This is a genomic window from Pseudomonas lutea, from assembly GCF_000759445.1.
Lineage (GTDB): Bacteria > Pseudomonadota > Gammaproteobacteria > Pseudomonadales > Pseudomonadaceae > Aquipseudomonas > Aquipseudomonas lutea.
Genome location: NZ_JRMB01000001.1, coordinates 1,019,077 through 1,042,920, shown reverse-complemented (window position 1 = coordinate 1,042,920; position 23,844 = coordinate 1,019,077). Strand labels below are relative to the sequence as shown.

Sequence of the window (23,844 nt, the reverse complement as noted above, 5' to 3'; positions counted from 1 at the left end):
CTTGCAGCTTGAAGCTCGCCGCCTGGAGCTCACCCCCATGAACCTCTCCGGCCCCTTCATCAAGCGCCCCGTGGCAACCATGCTGTTGAGCCTGGCGATCATGCTGCTGGGCGGCATGAGCTTTGGCTTGCTGCCGGTGTCGCCGCTGCCGAACATGGATTTCCCCGTCATTGTGGTCAGCGCCTCGCTGCCGGGCGCAAGCCCGGAGATCATGGCGTCCAGCGTAGCGACGCCTCTGGAGCGTTCCCTGGGCGTAATCGCCGGGGTCAACACCATGAGCAGCCGTTCGAGCCAGGGCTCGACGCGGATCATTCTGCAGTTCGACATGGACCGCGACATCAATGGCGCCGCCCGGGAAGTACAGGCAGCAATCAATGCCTCGCGCAGCCTGTTGCCCAGCGGGATGCGCAGCATGCCGACCTACAAAAAGGTCAATCCGTCCCAGGCGCCAATCATGGTGCTGTCGCTGACCTCCGACGTGCTGGAAAAAGGCGAGCTGTACGACATGGCGTCGACGATCCTGTCCCAGAGCCTGTCCCAGGTGAATGGTGTAGGCGAGGTGCAGATCGGCGGCAGCTCGCTGCCCGCCGTTCGCGTGGAGCTGGAGCCGAAGCTGTTGTCTCAGTACGGCGTGTCGCTCGACGAGGTGCGCACGACCATCTCCAACTCCAACGTGCGGCGTCCCAAGGGCTCGGTGGAAAACAGCGAGCACAACTGGCAGGTGCAGGCCAACGATCAGCTGGAAAAGGCCAAGGACTACGAGTCGCTGATCATCCACTACGCCAACGGCGCGGCGTTGCGACTCAAGGACGTGGCCAAGGTCAAAGACTCGGTGGAAGACCGCTACAACAGCGGGTTCTTCAACGACAAGGCCGCGGTGTTGCTGGTGGTCAACCGCCAGGCCGGCGCCAACATTATCGAGACCGTCGCGGCGATCAAGGCGCAATTGCCTGCCTTGCAAGCGGTGCTGCCGGCCAGCGTCACCCTGGACCTGGCCATGGATCGCTCGGGGGTGATCAAGGCCACGCTCCATGAAGCCGAGATGACCCTGCTGATCGCCGTGGTCCTGGTGATTCTGGTGGTGTTCCTGTTTCTCGGGAATTTCCGTGCCTCGCTGATCCCGACCCTGGCGGTGCCGGTGTCGCTGGTCGGCACGTTCGCCATCATGTACCTGTACGGCTTTTCCCTGAACAACCTGTCGCTGATGGCGTTGATTCTCGCCACCGGGCTGGTGGTCGACGACGCCATCGTGGTGCTGGAAAACATCTCCCGGCACATCGACGACGGCGTGCCGCCCATGGAGGCAGCCTATCTCGGGGCCAAGGAAGTCGGCTTCACGCTGCTGTCGATGAACGTGTCGCTGGTGGCCGTGTTCATCTCCATCCTGTTCATGGGCGGGCTGGTCGAGAGCCTGTTCCGCGAGTTCTCCATCACGTTGTCGGTGTCGATCATCGTCTCGCTGATCGTGTCACTGAGCCTGACCCCGATGCTCTGCGCGCGCTGGCTCAAGCCCCACGTGCCCGGCAGCGAGAACCGGTTGCAGCGCTGGAGCCAGCGGGTCAACGACCGTATGGTCGCAGGCTACGATCGCAGTCTGCGCTGGGTGCTGCGTCACCGTCGCCTGACCCTGTTGACGCTGTTGTTGACCATCGGTGGCAACATCGCCCTGTACATCGTGGTGCCCAAGACTTTCCTGCCGCAGCAGGACACCGGCCAACTCATGGGGTTTGTCCGCGGCGACGACGGCCTGTCGTTCTCGGTGATGCAGCCGAAGATGGACGTGTTCCGCTCGGCCATTCTCAAGGACCCGGCGGTGGAGAGCGTCGCGGGCTTCATCGGCGGCAACGGCGGCACCGGCAACGCGTTCATCATCGTGCGCCTCAAACCCATTCAGGAACGCAAGATCGGCGCTGCTCAGGTGGTCGAGCGGCTGCGCAAGGAGATGCCGCTGGTGCCGGGCGGCCGACTGTTCCTGCAACCGGACCAGGACCTGCAACTGGGCGGCGGTCGTGAGCAGACCACCTCGCAATACCAGTACATCCTGCAAAGCGGCGATCTGGACACCCTGCGCCTGTGGTACCCGAAGATTGTCGCCGCGCTCAAGTCGCTCAAGGAACTGACCGCCATCGATGCCAACGACGGCGGCGGCACCCAGCAGGTGACTCTGATCGTCGACCGCGATGCGGCCAAGCGCCTGGGCATCGACATGAACACCGTCACCACGGTGCTGAACAACGCGTACAGCCAGCGGCAGGTCTCGACCATCTATGACCCGTTGAACCAGTATCAGGTGGTCATGGAGGTCAACCCGAAATACGCCCTCGACCCGACCACCCTGGAGCAGGTGCAGGTGATCACGGCAGACGGCGCGCGGGTGCCGCTGTCCACCATCGCCCACTACGAACGCAGCCTGGAAGACGACCGCGTCACCCACGACGGTCAGTTTGCCTCGGACACCATTTCGTTCGATCTGGCAGACGGGGTGAACCTGGATCAAGCCACGGCGGCCATCGAGCGCGCCGTAGCGGCCATCGGGCTGCCGGAAGACGTGATCGCCAAGATGGCCGGCACCGCCGACGCTTTTGCTGCCACCCAGAAAAGCCAGCCGTGGATGATCCTTGGCGCGCTGGTGGCGGTGTACCTGGTACTGGGCATCCTGTATGAAAGCTACATTCATCCGCTGACCATCCTGTCCACGCTGCCCTCGGCGGGCGTGGGCGCGCTGCTGAGCATCTACCTCACCGGCGGTCAATTCAGTCTTATTTCCCTGCTGGGGCTGTTTTTGCTCATCGGTGTGGTGAAGAAAAACGCCATTCTGATGATCGATCTTGCATTGCAGCTTGAGCGCCAGGGCGGCATGACGCCGGTGGAATCCATTCGTAACGCATGCCTGCAGCGCTTGCGGCCTATTCTGATGACCACCCTGGCGGCGATTCTCGGTGCCGTGCCGTTGCTGCTCAGCAGCGCCGAAGGCGCCGAAATGCGCCGGCCGCTGGGCCTGACCATTATCGGCGGGCTGATCCTCAGCCAGATCCTGACGCTGTACACCACGCCGGTGGTTTACCTTTATCTTGACCGTCTGCGCCATCGCTTCAACGCATGGCGAGGTGTGCAGACGGATGCCGCTCTGGAAACTCCGCTATGAATAACCCGATGATTGCGCCCGTGCCCGCGTCCAGACGCACACAGCCGTTTGCCCGAACGTTCAGCGTCGCGCTGTGCGCGCTGCTGCTCGGCGCCTGTGCGGTGGGGCCCGATTACAAGACCCCGGACATGCCCACCCCCGCGCACTTCAAGCAGGCCGAGGGCTGGACCCAGGCCAACCCGAGTGATGCGATCGAGCGCGGCGCGTGGTGGGAGGTCTATGGCGATGCGCAGCTCAATGGTCTGGTGGAGAAACTCAACACCTCCAACCAGACGGTGGCGCAGTACGAAGCCCAGTACCGTCAGGCCGCTGCGTTGGTGCGCAGCGCGCGCGGGGCGTTTTTCCCGACCCTGGACCTGACCACCAGCAAGAACCGTTCAAGCCAGGGCACCGGCAGCAGCAGTTCGAGCCTGAGCAGTTCCAGCAGCGGCATTCGCGACACTTACAACGCGCAGTTGGGCGTGAGCTGGGAAGCCGACATATGGGGCAAGTTGCGCCGAGGGCTCGAAGCCGACAAAGCCAGCGCCCAGGCCAGCCTCGCCGATCTGGCGTCGATGCGCCTGAGCCTGCAGTCCCAGCTGGTGCAGAACTACCTGCAGCTGCGCGTGATCGACGAGCAAAAACGCCTGCTCGAAGCGACGGTCGATGCTTACCAGCGATCGCTGACCATGACCCAGAATCAATACCGAGCCGGTATCTCGGGGCGCGACGCCATCGCCCAGGCGCAGACCCAACTCAAAAGCACCCAGGCCGACCTCATCGACCTGCAGTGGCAACGCGCGCAGTTCGAGAGTGCAATCGCCGTGCTGATGGGCCAGGCACCCGCTGATTTCAGCCTGGCAGCCACGACGTCGGTGCCGGCACTGCCGCAGATTCCGGCGCAGTTGCCCTCGCAATTGCTGGAGCGTCGTCCGGACATCGCTGCCGCCGAGCGCTCGGTCATGACAGCCAACGCCAACATCGGCGTAGCAAAGGCCGCGTATTACCCGGACCTGACCCTGAGCATGAGCGGCGGCTACAGCAGCAGCACGGTCAGCAACTGGATTTCCTTGCCCAACCGCTTCTGGTCGGTCGGCCCGCAGCTGGCGATGACCCTGTTCGATGGCGGCCAGCGTGCCGCCGAAGTTGACCGCACCGAGGCGGTTTACGATCAGACCGTCGCCCAGTATCGCCAGACGGTGCTCGACGGCTTCAAGGAAGTCGAAGACTACATGGCGCAACTGCGCGTTTATGAGCAGGAAGCCGGCGTGCGCGAAGAAGCGCTGCAGTCCGCGCGGGACTCACTGCGTCTGACCAGCAACCAGTACAAGGCCGGTCTGATCGGCTATCTGGACGTGGTCAACGTGCAGGCCACCGCCTTGAGCAACGAACGCAGCGTGCTCAATGTGCTGGAAAGTCGACTGGTGGCCAGTGCCCAATTGATCGCCGCGCTGGGTGGCGGCTGGAACGCAGCGACCGGGCTGACGCCAGCGCCGGAGGTCACGGGGCGCTAGATGGCGACAAATAGCGAAGTGCCATCTTTGCGACGGAGTGACGGGACATTTGCGCCCAGTCCGGTACAATCCCCGGCACTTTGATAAGGGCTGAAAGGCCACACTCCGTCGAGCCAAGAGCCAGCCCATGTTGATTGGTCATTACACAGTGTCGCTGGTGCTGATATCAGTTCTGGTGGCGATCCTTGCGTCGTACACGACGCTCGACCTTGCCGGGCGCATCGCCTCGGCGAGCGGTCGGACGCGGGTGATGTGGGTGTGTGGTGGCGGCGTTTCGATGGGCGTGGGCATCTGGTCGATGCACTTTATCGGCATGCTCGCGTTCAGCCTGCCGATCCCGCTGGCCTATGACGTCGCGCTGACGTCGCTGACGCTGGTCATGGGCATCTTTTCCTCGGGCATCGCGCTGTGGCTGGTCAGTCACGACCGTGTGCCGATCCTGAATCTTCTCTTCGGCGCGCTGATCATGGGCCTTGGCACCTGCGCCATGCATTACACCGGCATGGCGGCGATGCGCATGCAGCCGGGGATCGACTACGATTCGACGCGGGTCGGCGTCTCGCTGGTGATTGCCGTCGCCGCCTCTGCTGTGGCGCTGATCATCGCGGTGCGTCTGCGCAAGCAGTCCCCTTATGTGCGCCTGGCCCGTGGCGGGGCGGCGGTCGTCATGGGTTTCGCTATCCTCGGCATGCATTACACCGCCATGAGCGCCGCCAATTTTCCGGACGGCAGCTTCTGCGGGGCGCTGGGCACCGGCTTGCAGCCCAACGGCCTGGACAAACTGGTGTTGGTCACCAGCCTCTGTGTGCTGGGCATCACGTTGCTGACATCGGTGCTCGATGCACGCATGGCCGCGCGTACCGCTCAGCTGTCACAGTCGCTCAAGCAGGCCAACCGCGAACTGACGCAACTGGCGCTGCATGACAACCTGACCGGGTTGCCCAACCGGAACCTGCTGGCCGAGCGGATCGACGAAGCAATGCGCAAGGTCGATGCCCGTGGCGGCATGTTTGCGCTGATGTTTCTCGACCTCGACGGCTTCAAACCGGTGAATGATGCTTTCGGCCACCATGTCGGCGATCAACTGCTGCGCGCGGTTGCGCTGCGCATGCGCGAGAACTTCCATCGTCATGACACCCTGGCGCGCATTGGTGGCGACGAGTTCGTGCTGCTGGTCGAACTCGACAGCGCCGAAGAAGCCGTGGGCGTCGCCAACCGTCAGGTGACGTTGGTAAGCCAGCCCTTCAACGTCCAGGAGCATGAGCTGCAAGTGACGGTCAGCGTCGGGATCAGTCTGTATCCGGGCAACGGCGTGACCCAGCAGGAACTGCTGATGAACGCCGACGCGGCGATGTACCACGCCAAGAACGCCGGCAAGAATGGCTACAGCTTTTTCGATGCGTCCATGAACACCAACGCGCGTAACCAGCTCCAGTTGCAACAGGACTTGCGCGTCGCGTTGAGGGAAAAGCAGTTTTCCCTGCATTACCAACCTACGTACTCAGCGGGCACCCGGCGAGCCATCGGCGCCGAAGCGCTTCTGCGCTGGGATCATCCGGTGCAGGGCCTGTTGATGCCGGAGACCTTCATTGGCCTGGCCGAGCAGAGCGGGTTGATCATCGCCATTGGCGACTGGGCACTGAATGAAGCGTGCCGGCAGATGAAAGTGTGGTACGAAAACGGCTACACCGACTGGCGCGTCGCGGTGAATCTTTCGGCGCTGCAGTTTGGTCATGCCGGGCTTGCCGACACTGTGGCCGCCGCGCTCGCGACCCATCAGCTGCCAGCCAACTGCCTGACCCTGGAGATCACCGAGACCACCGCCATGAGCGACGCCGACGCCAGCATGACCGTGCTTCAGCGCCTGGCGGACATGGGCGTTGATCTGTCCATCGATGATTTCGGCACGGGCTACTCCAGCCTCATGTACCTCAAGCGGCTGCCCGCCAACGAGCTCAAGATCGACCGCGGTTTTGTGCGCGACCTTGAGCACGATATCGACGACGCGGCGATCGTCTCGGCCATCGTCGCGCTCGGACAGGCGCTCAACATGCGCATTGTCGCCGAGGGCGTAGAGACGACGAGCCAGCAGAACTTCCTCACGCGGCTGGGCTGTGATTCCCTGCAAGGCCACTTGTTGGGCCACCCGCTGCCTGCCGACCGCTTCATGGCGGACATCGAAGCGGTGCGCGACCGACACAGCGAACGGACGGACTGACCTTCGGTACACACCTGTGCCGGCACCGTTGCCGCTGTGAACAAAGCCCCTGACTAAGACCGTCGGCCCGCATCGGCTCCCATCATCGAACGGATGATTTTCCCCAGCATCTCCATGGCCCGCTCGCAGGTGTCGTTCCATGGCGTGCCATAGTTCAGGCGGATAAACGGCTTGAAGCGGCGGGTGGGGGAAAACATCGGGCCCGGTGCAATACTGATGCCCTGGGCGAGGGCGGCTTGGAAGACTTTCAGCGAGTCGACCGTCTCCGGCAGTTCGACCCACAGGAAATACCCACCCGAGGGCTGGCTGACGCGCGTCTGCGCAGGAAAGTACCGCGCAATGGCGCCAAGCATGGCGCGTTGCTGGTCTTCCAGGCTATGGCGCAATTTGCGCAGGTGGCGGTCATAGCCCCCGTGTTGCAGGTAATCGGCGATCGCGGCCTGGGCGGGCATCGAGGCGCACAGCGAGGTCATCAGCTTCAGGCGTTCTACTTTCTGTGCATAGCGCCCGGCGGCGACCCATCCCACCCGGTAACCGGGCGCGAGGCTCTTGGCGAACGAGCCGCAGTGCAGCACCAGACCCTCGGTATCAAACGCTTTCGCCGGCTTTGGCGCGTGCTGGCCGTAATACAGCTCGGCATAGACGTCATCCTCGATCAGTGGCACCTCATGTTTGCGCAGCAACTCCACCAGGTCCCGTTTGCGTGCCTCGGGCACCGTCGCGCCGGTGGGGTTCTGGAAACTGGTCATGCTCCAGCAGGCCTTGATTGGATAGCGTCGCAACGCCTGCTCCAGCACCTCCAGATCAATGCCGTGCTGCGGGTGCACGGGAATCTCCACGGCCTTGAGCTTCAGCCGCTCAAGCACTTGCAGGCAGGCGTAGAACGCCGGCGCTTCGATGGCCACCAGATCACCCGGCTCGGTGACCGCCTGCAGGCACAGGTTCAAGGCTTCCAGTGCGCCATTGGTGATAAGCAACTCTTCCATGGGCAGCATTTGCCCGGCAACCATGTAGCGCAGCGCGATCTGCCGGCGCAGGGACGGGTTGCCGGGCGAGAGGTCGCTCACCACCATGCGCGAGTCCATGTCGCGTGTTGCGCTGGAGAGGGAGCGGGCCAGTCGTTGTAAGGGAAACAGAGCTGGGCTGGGAAACGCCGAGCCAAACGGCACGGTGTCAGGGTTCTTGATGGATTCCAGCACCGAGAACACCAGCTCGCTGACATCCACCTCGGTGGACTCGCTCACCTGTGCCGCCACCGCCGGCCGCAGGTCAGGCTCCGGCGCACGGTCGCCCAGCCCGGCCAGACTGAAGGTATCGTTGACGAAATAGCCCGAACGCGGCCGTGCCCGGATCAAGCCTCGACGCTCCAGCAGGTAATACGCCTGGAACACGGTCGAGGGGCTGATGCCGTGGGTCTGGCTGGCGTAGCGCACCGAAGGCACACGCTGGCCGGCGGCGAGCACGCCGGAGCGGATCAGCTCGGCAATGTCATCGGCAAACTTTTCATAACGCTTCATGGACGGCTCGCGCAGGCCGGTGCAGCGGGGACAGGGTTGCGCCGGGAGGTCGGAATGGCCGGACTATGCGCGTGCGCGGCGAATTAGTACAGAAGCAGATTGGCGAGCAAAAAGAGGATCAGAGGCCGCGCACGCTGGACCGTGCCGCACTCCGCTCAACCGCCGCGGTCCATAGCCCACTGAAGTCGGACAAGGAACAAACGCTGATGAACGCCTGGTGGGAAGAAGTCGTGGAAACGCTGCAGTCCGAGTTCTCTGACATCACGGACGCCGGACAGATCACGCGCGTGACCATACGCCTGGTGATCGCCGCGCTGTTGGGCGGCATTCTGGGTTTCGAGCGCGAGCATAAGGGCAAGGCAGCGGGGGTGCGTACGCACATGCTGGTGTGTATGGGCGCCGCGCTGTTCGTGCTGGTGCCGCGCATGGCGGGCGCCGACGACGCTGCGTTGAGTCGAGTGGTGCAGGGCATTGTGGCGGGCATTGGCTTTCTGGGCGCAGGGACGATCCTCAAGGGCGGCGACCTCAACACCACTCAGGTCAAGGGGCTGACCACAGCGGCGGGCTTGTGGATGACCGCCGCTATCGGCATCGCCGCGGGCATGGGCCGTGAGATGACGGCGGTACTGAGCACCCTGCTGGCGCTGGGTATTTTCAGTTTGATGCCGCGCATCGTCAGGAAGTTTGAGTCCCCGGATGAGCGCGCCAAAGACCCTGCTCGCAGCACGGGAGGCGATGCGCAAGAGCCTTGAAAAGGGGTGTAGTGGGAGGCAGATCAGGATCAAAAGCTTCCCGGCTGAAGCCGGTCCCACGTGTTGCGCGCCGTTAGTGGGACCTGCTTCAGCCTGAAAGGGATGCGCATCCTGTGGACCGGCTCAGCCGCGAAGGTATGCGCAAACTGTGGGGCCTGCTTCAGCCTGAAGGAGATGCGCCTCCTGTGGGACCGGCTTTAGCCGGGAAGGGCTGGTTACTCAGCGAAGGTGTCGTTGAGGATCACAGGCGACTCCGGGCTGGGCGGGTCGCCCACCGGTGGTTCGATCACCGGGGGCATGACCGGCGAAGGCGGCTCTTCGGGCTTGGGCACCGGCAGCTCGGGGTCGTCGATATTCGGATCGGGGGTTTCGGCGGGTACGGGAATACTCATGGTGTCACCTTCCTTTGCAGAGTCGAGCATGCGAAGTCGAGAAGCGTGCCGAGCGGCTGTTCATTGCCACTGCACCACACGCAAGGTTGGACCGCTGCGCTCTGCCAATGATTCACTCAACCGGTCGGTGACCGTGCCGATCCAGCAGGCGCCATCCAAGCCGCAAGCCCCGCAATAGCGCACACCAAGTTGGTCAAGTGTCACACAAGCTCTTTGAACTTTTGCCTGCGGCTGGCGTTCGGAACCTATGCTGCCACGTCCGGATGCGTTGATCCCGTGGCTATCTCTTATGTGATGGACAATGACGCTGAAGCAATGGGCGCCCCCCAGCGGGCGTCCCTGGGCGTGAGGAGTGATGCTCGATGAATGTGACTGATGATCAGCCATACGGTCCGGATTCCCTGGCCAACGATGTTCTGCACTCTACCCACCCTATACCCCTGACCCAAGCCCTGCAGTTGCCGCGCATCGTTATCGAGGACACCCAGCCGGTGATCGATAACGGTCAGCTTGCGGCCAAGGCCGTTGTCGGTCAGCCGGTTACGGTTACCAGCAAAATCTACGCAGACGGCCACGACAAGATGGCGGTGCGCATTCTTTATCGCGCGGTGGATGAGCAAGAGTGGCAATCGGTGCCCATGCGTGAACTGGGCAACGACAGCTGGATCGGCGAATTCACACCGCCGACCTTCACCCGCTACGTCTACCGTCTGGAAGCCTGGATCGATCAGTTCGGCAGCTACCGCTACGAACTGGAAAAGAAGTACGCCGCGGGCGTGAGTATCGATCTGGAGCTCGAAGAAGGGCGCTTGCATCTTGTGCACGCCGCCGAGCGCAGCTCGATGGAGCTGCGTGGTCAGCTCGACAGCCTGATTAAGCGATTGGGTGAGGCCTCTGACAACGAGGCTAAAGTCTCTCTGCTGCTGAACAGCGAAACCGCCAGCGTAATGGCCAAGGCCGACAATCACGCATTCCTCAGTCGCAGCCTGGAATTTCCGCTGGACGTGGAGCGCGAGCTGGCGCAGTTCGCCAGTTGGTATGAACTGTTCCCGCGCTCGATCACCGACGACAAGAAACGCCACGGCACTTTTAAAGACGTTCACAGCCGCCTGCCGATGATCCGCGACATGGGCTTTGACGTGCTGTATTTCCCGCCAATTCATCCGATTGGCCGGGCCCACCGCAAAGGTCCGAACAACTCGTTGACCGCCGGGCCGGATGATCCGGGAAGCCCGTACGCGATCGGCAGCGCAGACGGCGGGCATGACGCCATTCACCCGCAACTCGGTTCCCGCGAAGACTTCCGCGAGCTGGTCGCGGCTGCAGCCGAACACGGCCTGGAAATCGCACTCGATTTCGCCATTCAGTGCTCGCAGGACCACCTGTGGCTCAAAGAACACCCGGGCTGGTTCTCGTGGCGCCCCGACGGCACCATCCGTTACGCGGAAAACCCGCCGAAGAAATACCAGGACATCGTCAACGTCGACTTTTATGCGCCGGATGCTATCCCGAGCCTGTGGACCGAACTGCGTGACGTGATCCTCGGCTGGGTGAAGGAGGGCGTGAAGATTTTCCGCGTCGACAACCCCCACACCAAACCGCTGCCGTTCTGGCAGTGGATGATCGCCGACGTGCGCAGCAAGCACCCGGAAGTGATGTTCCTGGCCGAAGCGTTCACCAAGCCGGCCATGATGGCGCGCCTGGGCAAGGTCGGCTACTCCCAGAGCTACACCTATTTCACCTGGCGCAACACCAAGGCCGAATTGAGCGAGTACTTCACCCAGCTCAATGAATCGCCATGGCGCGAATGCTACCGTCCGAACTTTTTTGTTAACACGCCGGACATCAACCCGCCGTTTCTGCATGACTCGGGTCGCCCGGGTTTTCTGATCCGCGCGGCGCTGGCAACCATGGGCTCGGGCCTGTGGGGCATGTATTCGGGCTTTGAACTGTGCGAATCGGCACCGGTGCCTGGCAAGGAAGAGTACCTGGACTCGGAGAAGTACGAGATCCGTCCTCGCGACTTTACCGCGCCCGGCAATATCATTGCCGAGATCGCCCAGCTCAACCGCATCCGTCGTCAGAACCCGGCGCTGCAAACCCACTTGGGCTTGAAGATCTACACCGCGTACAACGACAACATTCTGTACTTCGGCAAGCGCACGGCGGACGGCAGCAACTTCATCCTCGTCGCCGTGAACCTGGACCCGCGCAACGTGCAGGAAGGCCATTTTGAATTGCCGCTATGGGAAATGGGGTTGCCGGACGACGCTGCCACGCTGGGCGAAGACTTGATGACCGGCCACACCTGGACCTGGTATGGCAAAACCCAATGGACACGCCTGGACCCGTCCTACCAGCCTTTCGGCATCTGGCGCATCAAGGCCACAAACCAATAATTCAAAGGATGTGGTCATGGCAAAGAAACCTCGCAACGCTGCCTTTATCGAAGACCCGCTCTGGTACAAGGATGCGGTGATTTACCAGGTTCACGTGAAGTCGTATTTCGATTCCAACGACGATGGCATCGGTGACTTTCCGGGCCTGATCGCCAAGCTCGACTACATCGCCGCGCTGGGCGTCAACACCATCTGGCTGTTGCCGTTCTACCCGTCGCCACGGCGCGACGATGGCTATGACATCTCCGAGTACCGTGGCGTACATAGCGACTACGGCACCATGGCCGATGCGAAGAAATTCATCGCCGAGGCACACAAGCGCGGTTTGCGGGTGATCACTGAGCTGGTCATCAACCACACCTCGGACCAGCACGCCTGGTTCCAGCGCGCGCGTCATGCCAAGAAGGGCTCCAAGGCGCGGGATTTCTACGTCTGGTCCGATGACCCGCAGAAGTATGACGGCACCCGGATCATCTTTCTCGACACCGAGAAGTCCAACTGGACGTGGGACCCGGTCGCCGAGCAGTACTTCTGGCACCGTTTCTATTCCCACCAGCCTGACCTGAACTTCGACAACCCGCAGGTGATGAAGGCGGTCATCGAGGTCATGCGCTATTGGCTGGACATGGGCATCGACGGCCTGCGTCTGGACGCGATCCCTTACCTGATCGAGCGCGATGGCACCAACAACGAAAACCTGCCGGAGACCCATCAGGTCCTCAAGCAGATTCGTGCCGAGATCGACGCCAACTACCCGGACCGCATGCTGCTGGCCGAAGCCAACCAGTGGCCGGAAGACACGCAGATGTACTTCGGCGATCGTAAAGGGAAAGACGGCGACGAATGCCACATGGCCTTTCACTTCCCGCTGATGCCGCGCATGTACATGGCGGTGGCACAGGAAGACCGCTTCCCGATTACTGACATCCTGCGCCAGACCCCGGAAATTCCGGAGAACTGCCAGTGGGCGATATTCCTGCGTAACCACGATGAGTTGACGCTGGAAATGGTCACCGACCGCGAGCGTGATTACCTGTGGAATTACTACGCCTCAGACCGCCGCGCGCGGATCAACCTCGGCATTCGCCGTCGTCTGGCCCCGCTGCTGCAGCGTGATCGTCGCCGGGTCGAGCTGCTCAACAGCATGCTGCTGTCCATGCCCGGTACGCCGACGCTGTATTACGGCGACGAAATCGGCATGGGCGACAACATCTATCTGGGCGACCGCGACGGTGTGCGCACGCCGATGCAGTGGTCCATCGACCGCAACGGCGGCTTCTCCCGTGCCAACCCGGCGAGCCTGGTGCTGCCACCTATCATGGACCCGCTCTACGGCTATCAGTCGGTCAACGTCGAAGCCCAGGATCACGACCCGCATTCGCTGCTCAACTGGACCCGACGCATGCTTGCCGTGCGCAAGCAGCAGAAAGCCTTCGGCCGTGGCACCTTGAAAATGCTCTCGCCGAGCAACCGCCGGATCCTGGCGTACACCCGCGAATACACCGGCCCCGACGGCAAGACCGAAATCATCCTTTGTGTTGCCAACGTCTCGGCAGCCTCTCAGGCGGCCGAGCTTGAACTGTCGCCCTACGCCGGGACCGTTCCGGTCGAGATGCTTGGTGGCAGCGCCTTCCCACCTATTGGCCAGCTCAATTACCTGCTGACGTTGCCGCCTTACGGCTTCTTCTGGTTCTTGCTGGCCTCGGAGAATCAAATGCCCAGCTGGCACGTTGAACCGGCCCAGAGCCTGCCGGACTTCCCGACCCTCGTTCTCAAACAGCGCCTAGAAGAACTGCTCGAAGAGCCGCTGCGCCAGACCATGGAGCAGAACTCGCTGTCTGCCTACCTGCCCAAACGCCGCTGGTTTGCCGGCAAGGGCACGGCCATCGACAACATCCACATCGCCTATGCCGTGCGTTTCGGCACCACGGTACGTCCCGTGCTGCTGAGCGAAATCGAAGTCACCTCGGGCGGCGAAGTGGTGCGCTATCAGCTGCCATTCGGCCTGTTGCCCGAGGACGACATCAGCAGCGCCTTGCCGCAGCAGCTGGCGTTGTCGCGCGTGCGCCGTGGCCGTCAGGTCGGGCTGATCACCGATGCGTTCACCCTTGAGCCGTTCATTCGCAGCGTCATCAAAGGCATGCATGAAAACACCGTGCTGCCGACGCCGGACGGAGAGCTGCAGTTCCGCAGCACTTCCCAGCTGCCGCCGCTCGGGCTCAATGAGGATGCCGAAGTGCGCTACCTCTCGGCCGAGCAGTCCAACAGTTCGGTGGTGGTCGGCAAGAAGCTGGTGCTGAAAATGATCCGTCGTGTGGCGGCAGGCACTCACCCCGAGCTGGAAATGGGCGCTTACCTGACCGAAGCCGGTTACCCGCACATTTCTCCGTTGCTGGGTGCAGTGGTCCGCGTTGACGGCCAGGGCGAGGAAAATCTGCTGATGATTGCTCAGGGCTACCTGAGTAACCAGGGCGACGCCTGGGAATGGACGCAGAACAACCTGGAACGTGCCGTGCGTGACCACATGGCCCACGGGCAGTCCACCTCGGAGCAGCAGGCCAATGCGCTGATCGAACTGCATGACTTCGCCGGTCTGCTGGGCCAGCGTCTGGGTGAAATGCACGTGATCCTCGGCGCGCCCACCGACAATCCGGACTTCAAAACCGAAGTCACCAGCGTCAAGGACAGCGAAGCATCGGCCAAGAGCGTCTCGGCGCAGATCGAACGCGCGCTGCAGTTGCTTGAGCAGCACCGTGACTCCCTCGAAGCGCAGGATCAGCAACTGATTGCCGAGCTGCTGAGCAAACGCAAAGCGCTGCTGGCACAGGTCAAAACCCTGGCCAGACAATCGGTGGGCGGTCTGAGAATGCGCGTCCACGGTGACCTGCACCTGGGGCAGATGCTGGTGGTCAAGGGCGATGCCTACCTGATCGACTTTGAAGGCGAGCCGGCCCGTCCGCTGCAGGAACGTCGCGCCAAGTACAGCCCGTTCAAAGATGTCAGCGGCGTGTTGCGCTCCTTCGACTACGCTGCGGCGATGGCGCTGCGCAATGCGCAGGCGGCAGACACCTCGGAGCAGGCAGACGCTGCGCGTCGGCAAGTGGCCGAGACGTATCTGAAGCAGGCGCGAGAAGCCTTCCTCGACGGCTACCGCAAGGCGACCGTAGGCGTAGCCCACGATTGGAAAGATGCCAAAGGGGAGGCCGCCGCACTGGCGCTCTTCACCCTGGAAAAAGCCGCTTATGAAGTGGCCTACGAGGCCGAGAATCGGCCGACATGGTTGTCGGTTCCGCTTCAAGGCCTGCGCGGGCTTCTAGACCTGTCTGATGGAGAATGAAAATGAGTGCGTCTGACCAATTCGGTAACGGCAACCACGCCATATTGCCCAGCGCCGTCGATCTGGACGCGTTGATCCGAGCGGAGCACCGCGACCCGTTCTCGATGCTCGGCCCCCACAGCGATGGCGCCGAAGGGCAGGTGATCCGTGCCTACCTGCCCAATGCACTGGCCGTGCGCGTGCTCTCGCGCGACGGCGAGCGCGAACTGGGCGAGCTGGGCATGACTGACAAACCGGGCTTTTTCGCCGGCCACTTCCCGGTGCGTGAACCCTACCTGCTGAAAATCACCTGGGCCACGGGCGAGCAAATCACTGAAGACCCTTACAGCTTCGGCGAGCAGCTTGGCGAGATGGACTTGTATCTGTTTGCCGAGGGTAACCACCGCGACCTGAGCAGCGCCCTGGGTGCGCAGGTCAAGAACGTCGATGGCGTTGATGGCGTGCGCTTCTCGGTGTGGGCACCGAACGCCCGTCGTGTTTCGGTGGTGGGCGACTTCAACAGCTGGGACGGCCGTCGGCACCCGATGCGTGTGCGCTACCCGAGTGGCGTTTGGGAGATTTTCATCCCGCGCATCGGCCCGGGCGAGGCTTACAAGTACGAAATCCTCGGTCAGCACGGCATCCTGCCGTTGAAGGCCGACCCCATGGCACTGGCGACTCAATTGCCGCCTGCTACTGCTTCCAAAGTCGCGACGCCGCTGGCTTTTGAATGGCAGGACAGCGAATGGATGCAATCGCGTGGCGAAAAGCACGATATTCATCAGCCGCTGTCGATCTATGAGCTGCACGCCGGCTCGTGGAAGTGGCATCACGGCGGTGAAGATGAGGCGGACCGTCCGTACGACTGGCGCGAACTGGCCGAGAACCTGATTCCTTACATCAAGGATCTGGGGTTCACCCACATCGAACTGATGCCCATCATGGAACACCCGTTCGGCGGGTCCTGGGGTTATCAGGTGCTGTCGCAGTTTGCGCCGAGTGCCCGCTACGGCAAGCCTGAAGATTTCGCCGCCTTTGTCGATGCCTGCCACCGTAACGACATCGGCGTGATTCTTGACTGGGTGCCTGCGCATTTCCCGACCGATGTCCATGGTTTGGCCCAATTCGACGGCACTGCGCTGTATGAATACGCCAACCCCCATGAAGGTTTTCACCAGGACTGGAACACGCTGATCTACAACCTGGGTCGCACCGAAGTCCATGGCTTCATGATCGCCTCCGGGATTCACTGGCTGAAGAACTTCCACGTCGACGCACTGCGCGTGGATGCCGTAGCGTCCATGCTTTATCGCGATTACTCCCGCAACGCCGGCGAGTGGGTGCCGAACCGTTACGGCGGCCGCGAGAACCTGGAGGCCATTGATTTTCTCCGCCACCTCAACGACGTGGTCGCCATCGAAGCGCCTGGGGCATTGGTCATCGCCGAAGAATCGACCTCGTGGCCGGGCGTCTCGCAGCCGACCCAACAGGGCGGGCTGGGCTTCTCCTACAAATGGAACATGGGCTGGATGCATGACACGCTCAAGTACATTGAACAGGATCCGATCCATCGCCAGCACCACCATTCTCAGCTGAGCTTTGGTTTGGTGTATGCGTGGTCCGAGCGTTTCGTGCTGCCGATTTCCCACGACGAAGTGGTGCATGGCAAGCATTCCCTGATCGACAAAATGCCCGGCGATCGCTGGCAGAAATTTGCCAACCTGCGCGCGTACTTTTCGTTCATGTGGACGCACCCAGGCAAGAAGCTGCTGTTCATGGGCTGCGAGTTTGGCCAGTGGCGCGAGTGGAACCATGACACCGAGCTGGACTGGCATTTCTTGCAGTACGCCGATCACAAGGGCGTGCACACTCTCGTCAGCGACCTCAATCGGCTTTACCGGACCGAGAAAGCGCTACACGAGCAGGATTGCCAGCCTCAGGGCTTCCAGTGGGTGATCGGTGATGATGCCGGCAACAGCGTCTACGCTTACCTGCGCTGGAGCAAGGAGGGCGAGCCGCTGCTGGTGGTTGCCAACCTGACGCCTGTGCCGCGTGAAGCCTACCGTGTTGGCGTGCCATTCAGCGGCAAGTGGGTGGAAGTGCTCAACAGTGATGCCGAGGTCTACGGCGGCTCCAACTTCGGCAATGGCGGCGGTGTGCGCACGGACGAGATCAAGAGTCACGGCCAGGCGTTCTCGTTGTCTTTGAATCTGCCACCGCTGGGCGTGGTCATCTTCAAGCCGACCGTGGAGCAGCTGCAACACGAGGGGCAGGAGCATCACGAGCATCACGAGCATGAAGAACATCACGACCATCACGAACAGCATGGGCATCAGCAGGACTGATTGACCGTGCGATTGTCGCGATGCAGCGGTGGAACTGAGGTTTGGCTTTTCCACCCCTGCGTTGCGATGCAGACTGAAAACAGTGGGAGCGAGCTTGCTCGCGAATTGCCTTTTATCAACCGATTCGGTCGGGCGAGAACGGCATTCGCCAGTGGCTTAGCTCCCACTGTCGTTTCAGCAACCGACAAATGTTGTCGGACGTTTCTTAGACGAACGTAGCTCTTCGCCAATGAACCTCGCCTCATTTGCATGGTCTGTTGACCACTGCGCGCGCAGTACGCCCGGGTTATGCCCTGGGCTGTCCGGCTGAGTTTCGCCCGCGCCAGATGCCTTTTCCAGCAGTTACAGCGCGCTGTGCGTCGCTGTCCGACCAGGCTTTTACTTCTCGCATGCGGCCCACCCATCGGCCTTCTTTTTCATTTGTCGAAGATTATCCATGCCTATTCCTGCTTCCTACGCCTCCCTTCGCTTGAACACCCTGCCGGGCGCTCGACGCCGTCTGCTCAGCGCCGGCCTGTTGACTACTTTCCTGACCGCTGGCTTCGCCGCCGATGACGCCTTGGCCGAGTCGCCGGGCAAGGACCGTTGGGTCAGTGACACCCTCAGCACCTACGTCCGCAGCGGGCCCACCGACGGTTACCGTATCGTTGGCACCTTGAAGTCCGGTCAAAAAGTCGAGTTGATCAATACCCAGGGCGACTACAGCCAGGTGCGCGGAAGCGCCGGGGACAATGTGTGGATTCCAACGGCTGACTTGCAGGATGTCCCGGGCCAGGCCGAACGTTTACCGCAACTGACGCAGAAAGCTGCTGACCTGGGTGCGCAGTTGAAGACCATCGATGACGACTGGAAAACCAAGGTCCAGGGCATGCAGGAAACCCTCGATTCGCGCAAAAAGCTGGTGGACGAGCTGGAGGCCCGCACCAAGGACCTGAACGCGCAGCTGACCGATGCCCAGTCCGAACTGCGCGCGACTCAGGCCAAACTGGGTGATGAAAACAACCAGGTACTGATGCGCTACATGGTCTATGGCGGCAGTATCGCCGGTGCCGGGCTGTTGCTCGGCCTGATCCTCCCGGCCCTGACCAAAGGGCGCAAGCGTAACGACCGCTGGTTCTGATCCGCCCGGCGAAGCGCGCGTTCAGGCGGACCCAGAGCGCCGAGGCTGACCAGTCCGGCTGAACTGCAGCCGCATCAAGCCGGGCCAGGATCACCTGCAGGAGCGCGCTTGCCTGCGAACGTCGGTGGGTCAGGCAGACACGCATCGCGACGACCACCGCGTTCGCCAGCAAGCCGGCTCCTACAGGGATAATGTCCGCCCGGCAACGTCGGTGTTGGCCCCGGCCCGCCGCAAGCGACGTTGTTGGCCGGGCAACGCCGACTGCAAGCCGAGCCTCGACCATTTGTAGGAGCGCGCTTGCCCGCGAACACCGCCGCAAACGGCCAGGCTGACCGGGCAACATCGACCACAAGCCGGGCCTGGACCCATTGTAGGAGCGCGCTTGCCCGCGAACGTCGGTGGTTCAGGTGCCAGAGTCCTTGCAGCCGGCGCGGTCTGTAGGAGCCGGCTTGCTGGCGAACCGGGCTCGTCAATTGCCGGTCAATCCATGACACGGCGCGTCCAGCGATAGCCCGTTCCACTCCCGACTCATTTCGCGCCAGCCGATGAATCACTCTCTGACCTCCAATCTGCCACCCGCATCGACTGGCAACTTTCGCCGCATGCGCTAACTTAGTGCAGGGCACCGGTGCCCATCGCAATCCTCACCACCGCCACAGGGTCAGACGACCACAAAAGCCCCACGCGAACGAAACCGCCTCACCCCAACAAAAAAAGAGAGCCCGCCCATGAAGTTCGAACCCTTTGCGACCTCGCTGCTTGCGACCGCGCTCACCCTGACGATCTCCTGCGTTCATGCCGCCTCCGTCGCGCCGGCCGCTGCCGAAAACGGCATGGTGGTCACCGCCCAGCACCTGGCCACCCACGTGGGCGTCGATGTGTTGAAATCCGGTGGCAATGCTGTGGACGCGGCGGTCGCCGTCGGGTACGCGCTGGCAGTCGTCTATCCCGCAGCCGGCAACCTCGGGGGCGGGGGCTTCATGACTATCCAGCTGGCGGACGGGCGTAAGACCTTCCTCGATTTTCGCGAAAAAGCCCCGCTTGCGGCGACCGCCAATATGTACCTGGACAAAGACGGCAACGTCGTGCCCGACCTGAGCTCCAAAGGCCATCTGGCCGTCGGCGTGCCGGGCACTGTTTCGGGCATGGAGCTGGCACTCAGCAAATACGGCACCCGCAAGCGCGCCGAGGTCATTGCCCCGGCCATCAAACTGGCGGAACAGGGGTTCACCCTTGAGCAGGGCGATGTCGACCTGCTGGGCACCGCCACTGATCAGTTCAAGGCCGACGCCAAAGACCTCGGCACCATCTTCCTGGACAAGGGCCAGCCGCTGAAGGTGGGCGACACACTGGTGCAGAAGGACCTGGCGAAAACCCTCAAGGAAATCTCCGGCAAGGGCAGCGACGGTTTCTACAAGGGCTGGGTAGCCAAGGCTATCGTCGATTCCAGCCAGGCAGGGAAGGGCATCATCACCCAGGCGGACCTGGACAAATACCAGACCCGCGAACTGGCCCCCATCGAATGCGATTACCGTGGCTACCACGTGGTCTCTGCGCCGCCGCCGAGTTCGGGCGGGGTGGTGATCTGCGAGATCATGAATATTCTCGAAGGCTATCCGATGCAGGAGCTGGGCTACCACTCCGCCCAGGGTCTGCATTACCAGATCGAGGCCATGCGCCACGCCTATGTCGACCGTAACAGTTACCTGGGTGACCCGGATTTCGTCAAAAACCCGATCAGCCATTTGCTCAACCGTGACTACGCCGCCAAGTTGCGCGCCGCCATCGAACCGCAGAAAGCCGGCATCTCTCAGAACATCAAACCCGGGGTCGCGCCCCATGAAGGCAACAACACCACTCACTATTCCATCGTCGACAAGTGGGGCAACGCGGTCTCGGTGACCTACACCCTCAACGACTGGTTCGGCGCGGGCGTCATGGCGAGCAGCACCGGGGTGATTCTCAACGACGAAATGGACGACTTCACCTCCAAGGTCGGCGTGCCCAACATGTACGGGCTGATTCAGGGCGAGGCCAACGCCATCGCGCCGGGCAAGTCACCGCTGTCATCGATGAGCCCTACCATCGTCACCAAAGACGGCAAGACGGTGATGGTCGTCGGTACTCCGGGCGGCAGCCGCATCATTACCGCGACGCTGTTGACCATGCTCAACGTCATCGACTACGGCATGAATATTCAGGAGGCGGTCGATGCACCGCGCTTCCATCAGCAGTGGATGCCTGAAGCGACCAATCTGGAAACCTTCGCCGTCAGCCCTGATACCCGCAAAATCCTCGAAAGCTGGGGTCACACCTTTGCCGGTCCGCAGGACGCCAACCACCTGGCCGCGATCCTCGTGGGTGCGCCGTCGCTGGGCGGAGAGCCCGTAGGCAAGAACCGCTTCTACGGGGCGAACGATCCGCGTCGCAACACCGGGTTATCCCTGGGCTATTAACCGACCAGATCAGCCTTGGTCAAAGCCTCATCGGATGAGCGAATTATGAGCATCCGATGAGGCGCGCTGGTTGGCGTGCAGGCTGGGGGCGCGCGGGGCAGGATTTCCTCATGCGGCTGCAGCTTTAAGATGTTATGTTATAACCCGAACGCAGGCGACTGGCTCGCCTGCCGGTTATCGCATTTCAAGAGCCCACCGCGTATGCAAACCCTGGCTGTCCCGCTACCAGACACCGCTGTCACCGCCCCTCATTCACGCCGCCTGCACTCCATCGACGCGCTGCGTGGCCTGATTATCGTGTTCATGCTGCTGGACCATGTGCGTGAAACCTTCTTTCTGCACCATCAGGTCAGCGATCCCATGGACGTTGCCCACACCAGCGTCGAGTTGTTCATCAGCCGTACCCTGGCGCACTTCTGTGCGCCGCTGTTCGTGTTTCTCACAGGGCTGTCTGCCTGGCTGTACGGCGAACGGCACGGGGGCAGGGGCGCTGTCGCGGGTTTCCTGTTCAAGCGCGGTCTGGTGCTTATTACGCTTGAACTGACCCTGGTGAACTTTGCCTGGACGTTCCAGTTTCCCCCGACGGTGATTTACCTGCAGGTCATCTGGGCGATCGGCCTGAGCATGATTGCGCTGTCGGCACTGGTTGCACTGCCGCGCGGGGTGCTCGCGGCGTTGGGGCTGGCGATCATCGCCGGGCACAATCTGCTGGATGGCGTGCATTTCGCTGTGGGTTCGGCGCTGCACATTCCGTGGGCGGTGCTGCACGACCGCGGCTGGATCGAAGTGGGCGAGACCCTGCGTCTGCGCACTTCATACCCGGTGCTGCCCTGGATAGGAGTGATCGCTGTCGGCTACGCGGCCGGGCCGTGGTTTGGTCGAGAGGCGAGCCCTGAAAAGCGGGAAATCAACCTCATCGCCTGGGGCTTCGGGGCGCTGGCATTGTTTCTCGCGCTACGCGGCATCAACGGTTATGGGGAAAAGCCATGGGTGGCGGGCGAAACCACCACCGATACGCTGATGAGCGTCCTCAATGTCACAAAGTACCCGCCGTCTCTGCTGTTCATCAGCCTGACGCTGGGCATCGGCCTGCTGGTGCTCGCCTGGCTGGAGCGGCAGCAGGACCGGGCGTGGTTGCGGCCGCTGGTGATCTTCGGCGCTGCGCCGATGTTTTTCTATTTGCTGCACCTGTACGTGCTGAAGCTTTTGTACCAGGGCGCCGTGTCAATCTGGGGCAACACCCAAGGGCAATATTTCGGCTTCACCTCGGTGCTGGGCCTGTGGGGATGCGCTGCTGTGCTCACCGTGGTGCTGTTTCCGGCCGTGCGCTGGTTCGCGGCACTCAAGGCACGACGCCGGGACATCGCCTGGTTGAAGTACTTTTAGGCGAGCGTATCCCGATCGCCGCAAGCATTCAGGGCCTGTTGCGCAAGCTTCGCTCCATGCGCGCCAGGCCTTCCTCAAGCATCGGTCGGGGGCAGCCGAAGTTCAGACGAACGAACTGGCCGCAGTCGTCGCCGAACTCAAGGCCGTCGCTCAGTGCGACCCTGGCGTGATTCAGGAAAAACGCCTGCGGGTGTTCCAGTCCCAGGCCGGAGCAGTCCAGCCAGGCCAGGTAGGTGCTTTGCGGCAGGTTCATGGAGATACCCGGGAAGCGGGTCTTGATGGCGTCGGCCAGGTAATCACGGTTGTCCTGCAGATACGCCACCACGTGCTCCAGCCATTGGCTGCCCTCGCGATACGCCACTTCGGTGGCTTCCAGGCCCAGCGCGTTGACGCTGTCCACCAGTCCGAGCCGTCCATTGTTGAAACGCTGGCGCAGCTCCGGGTTTTGCACCACGGCAAAGGCGGTCTTCAGCCCGGCGATGTTCCAGGCCTTGCTCGCCGACATCAGCGTCACGCTGCGTGCTGCGATGACCGGGCTCAGAGAGGCGATGGGGATGTGCTGTCGCCCGTCGAACAGCAAGTCAGAGTGGATCTCGTCAGAGATGATCAACACGTTGCGCCGCTCACAGGCCTCACCGATGGCCCGCAGTTCGTCATGCTCGAAGACTTTGCCCAACGGGTTGTGCGGGTTACTCAGCAGCAGCGCACCGTTCTCCGGCAGGGCGTGTTCCAGTGCGGCGATGTCGGTGGGGTACCGGCCTTGGGCGTCGGCCTGGAAAGACAGGTCGACACGCGGCAAATTCCAGTTGGCCGGGGCTTGCAGCAGCGGGGAATAATTGGGCGTCTGCACCAGCACCGCAGCGGTCGGCGAAACCAGAGCATTCAACGCCATGTTCACGCCAGGTTCGACGCCGGGCAGGAACACCAGGTCTTCGGCTTCGATCTGCCAGTCATACCGTTGGGCCAAGTGCCTGACCAGCGTCTCGCGCAGCGCATGTTGAGGCACGGAGTAACCCAGCATCGGGTGCTCCAGCCGGTTTTTCAGCGCTTGTACGATGGGCGCCGCGACCGGGAAGTCCATGTCCGCTACCCACATTGGCAGCACATCTTCGGGGTACTGGCTCCACTTCTTGCTGCCGGTGTTCAAACGCTGAAAAACGGTGTTCAGATCCATGCTCTGGCCTGTCTTGATCAAAAAAAGAAGGATTGTGCCAGAGAACCTGTGACGAGGCTTATCGGCCGCTCCGGGGACCGTCTCGTTGCCCGGTGATCGCAGGCAACGTCAGATGCATGGGCACGTCAGCG

Annotated in this window: 13 protein-coding genes; 10 read left to right on the top strand and 3 right to left on the bottom strand. The window is 62.2% G+C overall.

Annotated elements, in window-relative coordinates; all coding sequences use genetic code 11:
• Window positions 1–37 precede the first annotated feature (37 nt).
• From LT42_RS04315 to LT42_RS04305, 3 genes are all read left to right on the top strand, one after another.
• Window positions 38–3,145: an efflux RND transporter permease subunit gene (locus tag LT42_RS04315; protein WP_037010227.1), complete on the top strand. Its 3,108-nt coding sequence runs from the start codon at window positions 38–40 to the stop codon at window positions 3,143–3,145.
• Window positions 3,142–4,638, top strand: a complete 1,497-nt coding sequence (locus LT42_RS04310; RefSeq protein WP_420806877.1) for an efflux transporter outer membrane subunit — start codon at window positions 3,142–3,144, stop codon at window positions 4,636–4,638. The genes LT42_RS04315 and LT42_RS04310 overlap by 4 nt, the downstream gene beginning before the upstream one ends.
• Before the next feature lie 127 nt (window positions 4,639–4,765).
• A complete protein-coding gene (locus LT42_RS04305; RefSeq protein WP_037010225.1) occupies window positions 4,766–6,856 on the top strand; it encodes a putative bifunctional diguanylate cyclase/phosphodiesterase in 2,091 nt (696 codons plus the stop codon).
• Between the two features lie 53 nt (window positions 6,857–6,909).
• On the opposite strand, the gene mapR is transcribed toward LT42_RS04305, so the two are convergent.
• Window positions 6,910–8,373, bottom strand: a complete 1,464-nt coding sequence (gene mapR / locus LT42_RS04300) for a GntR family transcriptional regulator MpaR (protein ID WP_037010223.1) — start codon at window positions 8,371–8,373, stop codon at window positions 6,910–6,912.
• A gap of 206 nt (window positions 8,374–8,579) precedes the next feature.
• Here mapR and LT42_RS04295 point away from each other — a divergent pair, with 206 nt between their 5' ends.
• The gene (locus tag LT42_RS04295) at window positions 8,580–9,125 is read left to right on the top strand and encodes an MgtC/SapB family protein (RefSeq protein WP_037012939.1); all 546 of its coding nucleotides are present in this window, start codon (window positions 8,580–8,582) and stop codon (window positions 9,123–9,125) included.
• Between the two features lie 215 nt (window positions 9,126–9,340).
• Here the strand turns inward: LT42_RS04295 and LT42_RS25995 are convergent, their stop codons facing one another.
• Entirely contained in the window at window positions 9,341–9,517 is a 177-nt protein-coding gene (locus LT42_RS25995; RefSeq protein ID WP_162835390.1) for a hypothetical protein, read from the bottom strand.
• A 362-nt stretch (window positions 9,518–9,879) separates the two neighbouring features.
• On the opposite strand from LT42_RS25995, the gene LT42_RS04285 reads away from it, so the two are divergent.
• From LT42_RS04285 to LT42_RS04260, 6 genes are all read left to right on the top strand, one after another.
• Window positions 9,880–11,916 (top strand): alpha-1,4-glucan--maltose-1-phosphate maltosyltransferase, encoded by a 2,037-nt coding sequence (locus tag LT42_RS04285; protein ID WP_037010219.1) that lies wholly within the window; start codon window positions 9,880–9,882, stop codon window positions 11,914–11,916.
• Between the two features lie 16 nt (window positions 11,917–11,932).
• Window positions 11,933–15,253 (top strand): maltose alpha-D-glucosyltransferase, encoded by a 3,321-nt coding sequence (gene treS, locus LT42_RS04280; RefSeq protein WP_037010217.1) that lies wholly within the window; start codon window positions 11,933–11,935, stop codon window positions 15,251–15,253.
• 2 nt (window positions 15,254–15,255) lie between these two features.
• Window positions 15,256–17,577, top strand: coding sequence for a 1,4-alpha-glucan branching protein GlgB (gene glgB, locus LT42_RS04275; RefSeq protein ID WP_081955309.1), 2,322 nt, complete (start codon window positions 15,256–15,258; stop codon window positions 17,575–17,577).
• A gap of 436 nt (window positions 17,578–18,013) precedes the next feature.
• On the top strand, window positions 18,014–18,697 hold the full coding sequence (locus LT42_RS04270; protein WP_052075064.1) for a TIGR04211 family SH3 domain-containing protein: 684 nt from the start codon (window positions 18,014–18,016) through the stop codon (window positions 18,695–18,697).
• Between the two features lie 728 nt (window positions 18,698–19,425).
• Window positions 19,426–21,153, top strand: coding sequence for a gamma-glutamyltransferase (gene ggt / locus LT42_RS04265; RefSeq protein ID WP_037010215.1), 1,728 nt, complete (start codon window positions 19,426–19,428; stop codon window positions 21,151–21,153).
• Between the two features lie 201 nt (window positions 21,154–21,354).
• Window positions 21,355–22,539 carry an acetyltransferase domain-containing protein gene (locus tag LT42_RS04260; protein WP_037010212.1) on the top strand — a complete coding sequence of 395 codons (1,185 nt, stop codon included), beginning with the start codon at window positions 21,355–21,357 and terminating at the stop codon, window positions 22,537–22,539.
• 28 nt (window positions 22,540–22,567) lie between these two features.
• Here the strand turns inward: LT42_RS04260 and LT42_RS04255 are convergent, their stop codons facing one another.
• Window positions 22,568–23,713 carry a MalY/PatB family protein gene (locus LT42_RS04255; protein WP_037010210.1) on the bottom strand — a complete coding sequence of 382 codons (1,146 nt, stop codon included), beginning with the start codon at window positions 23,711–23,713 and terminating at the stop codon, window positions 22,568–22,570.
• Between the last annotated feature and the right edge of the window lie 131 nt (window positions 23,714–23,844).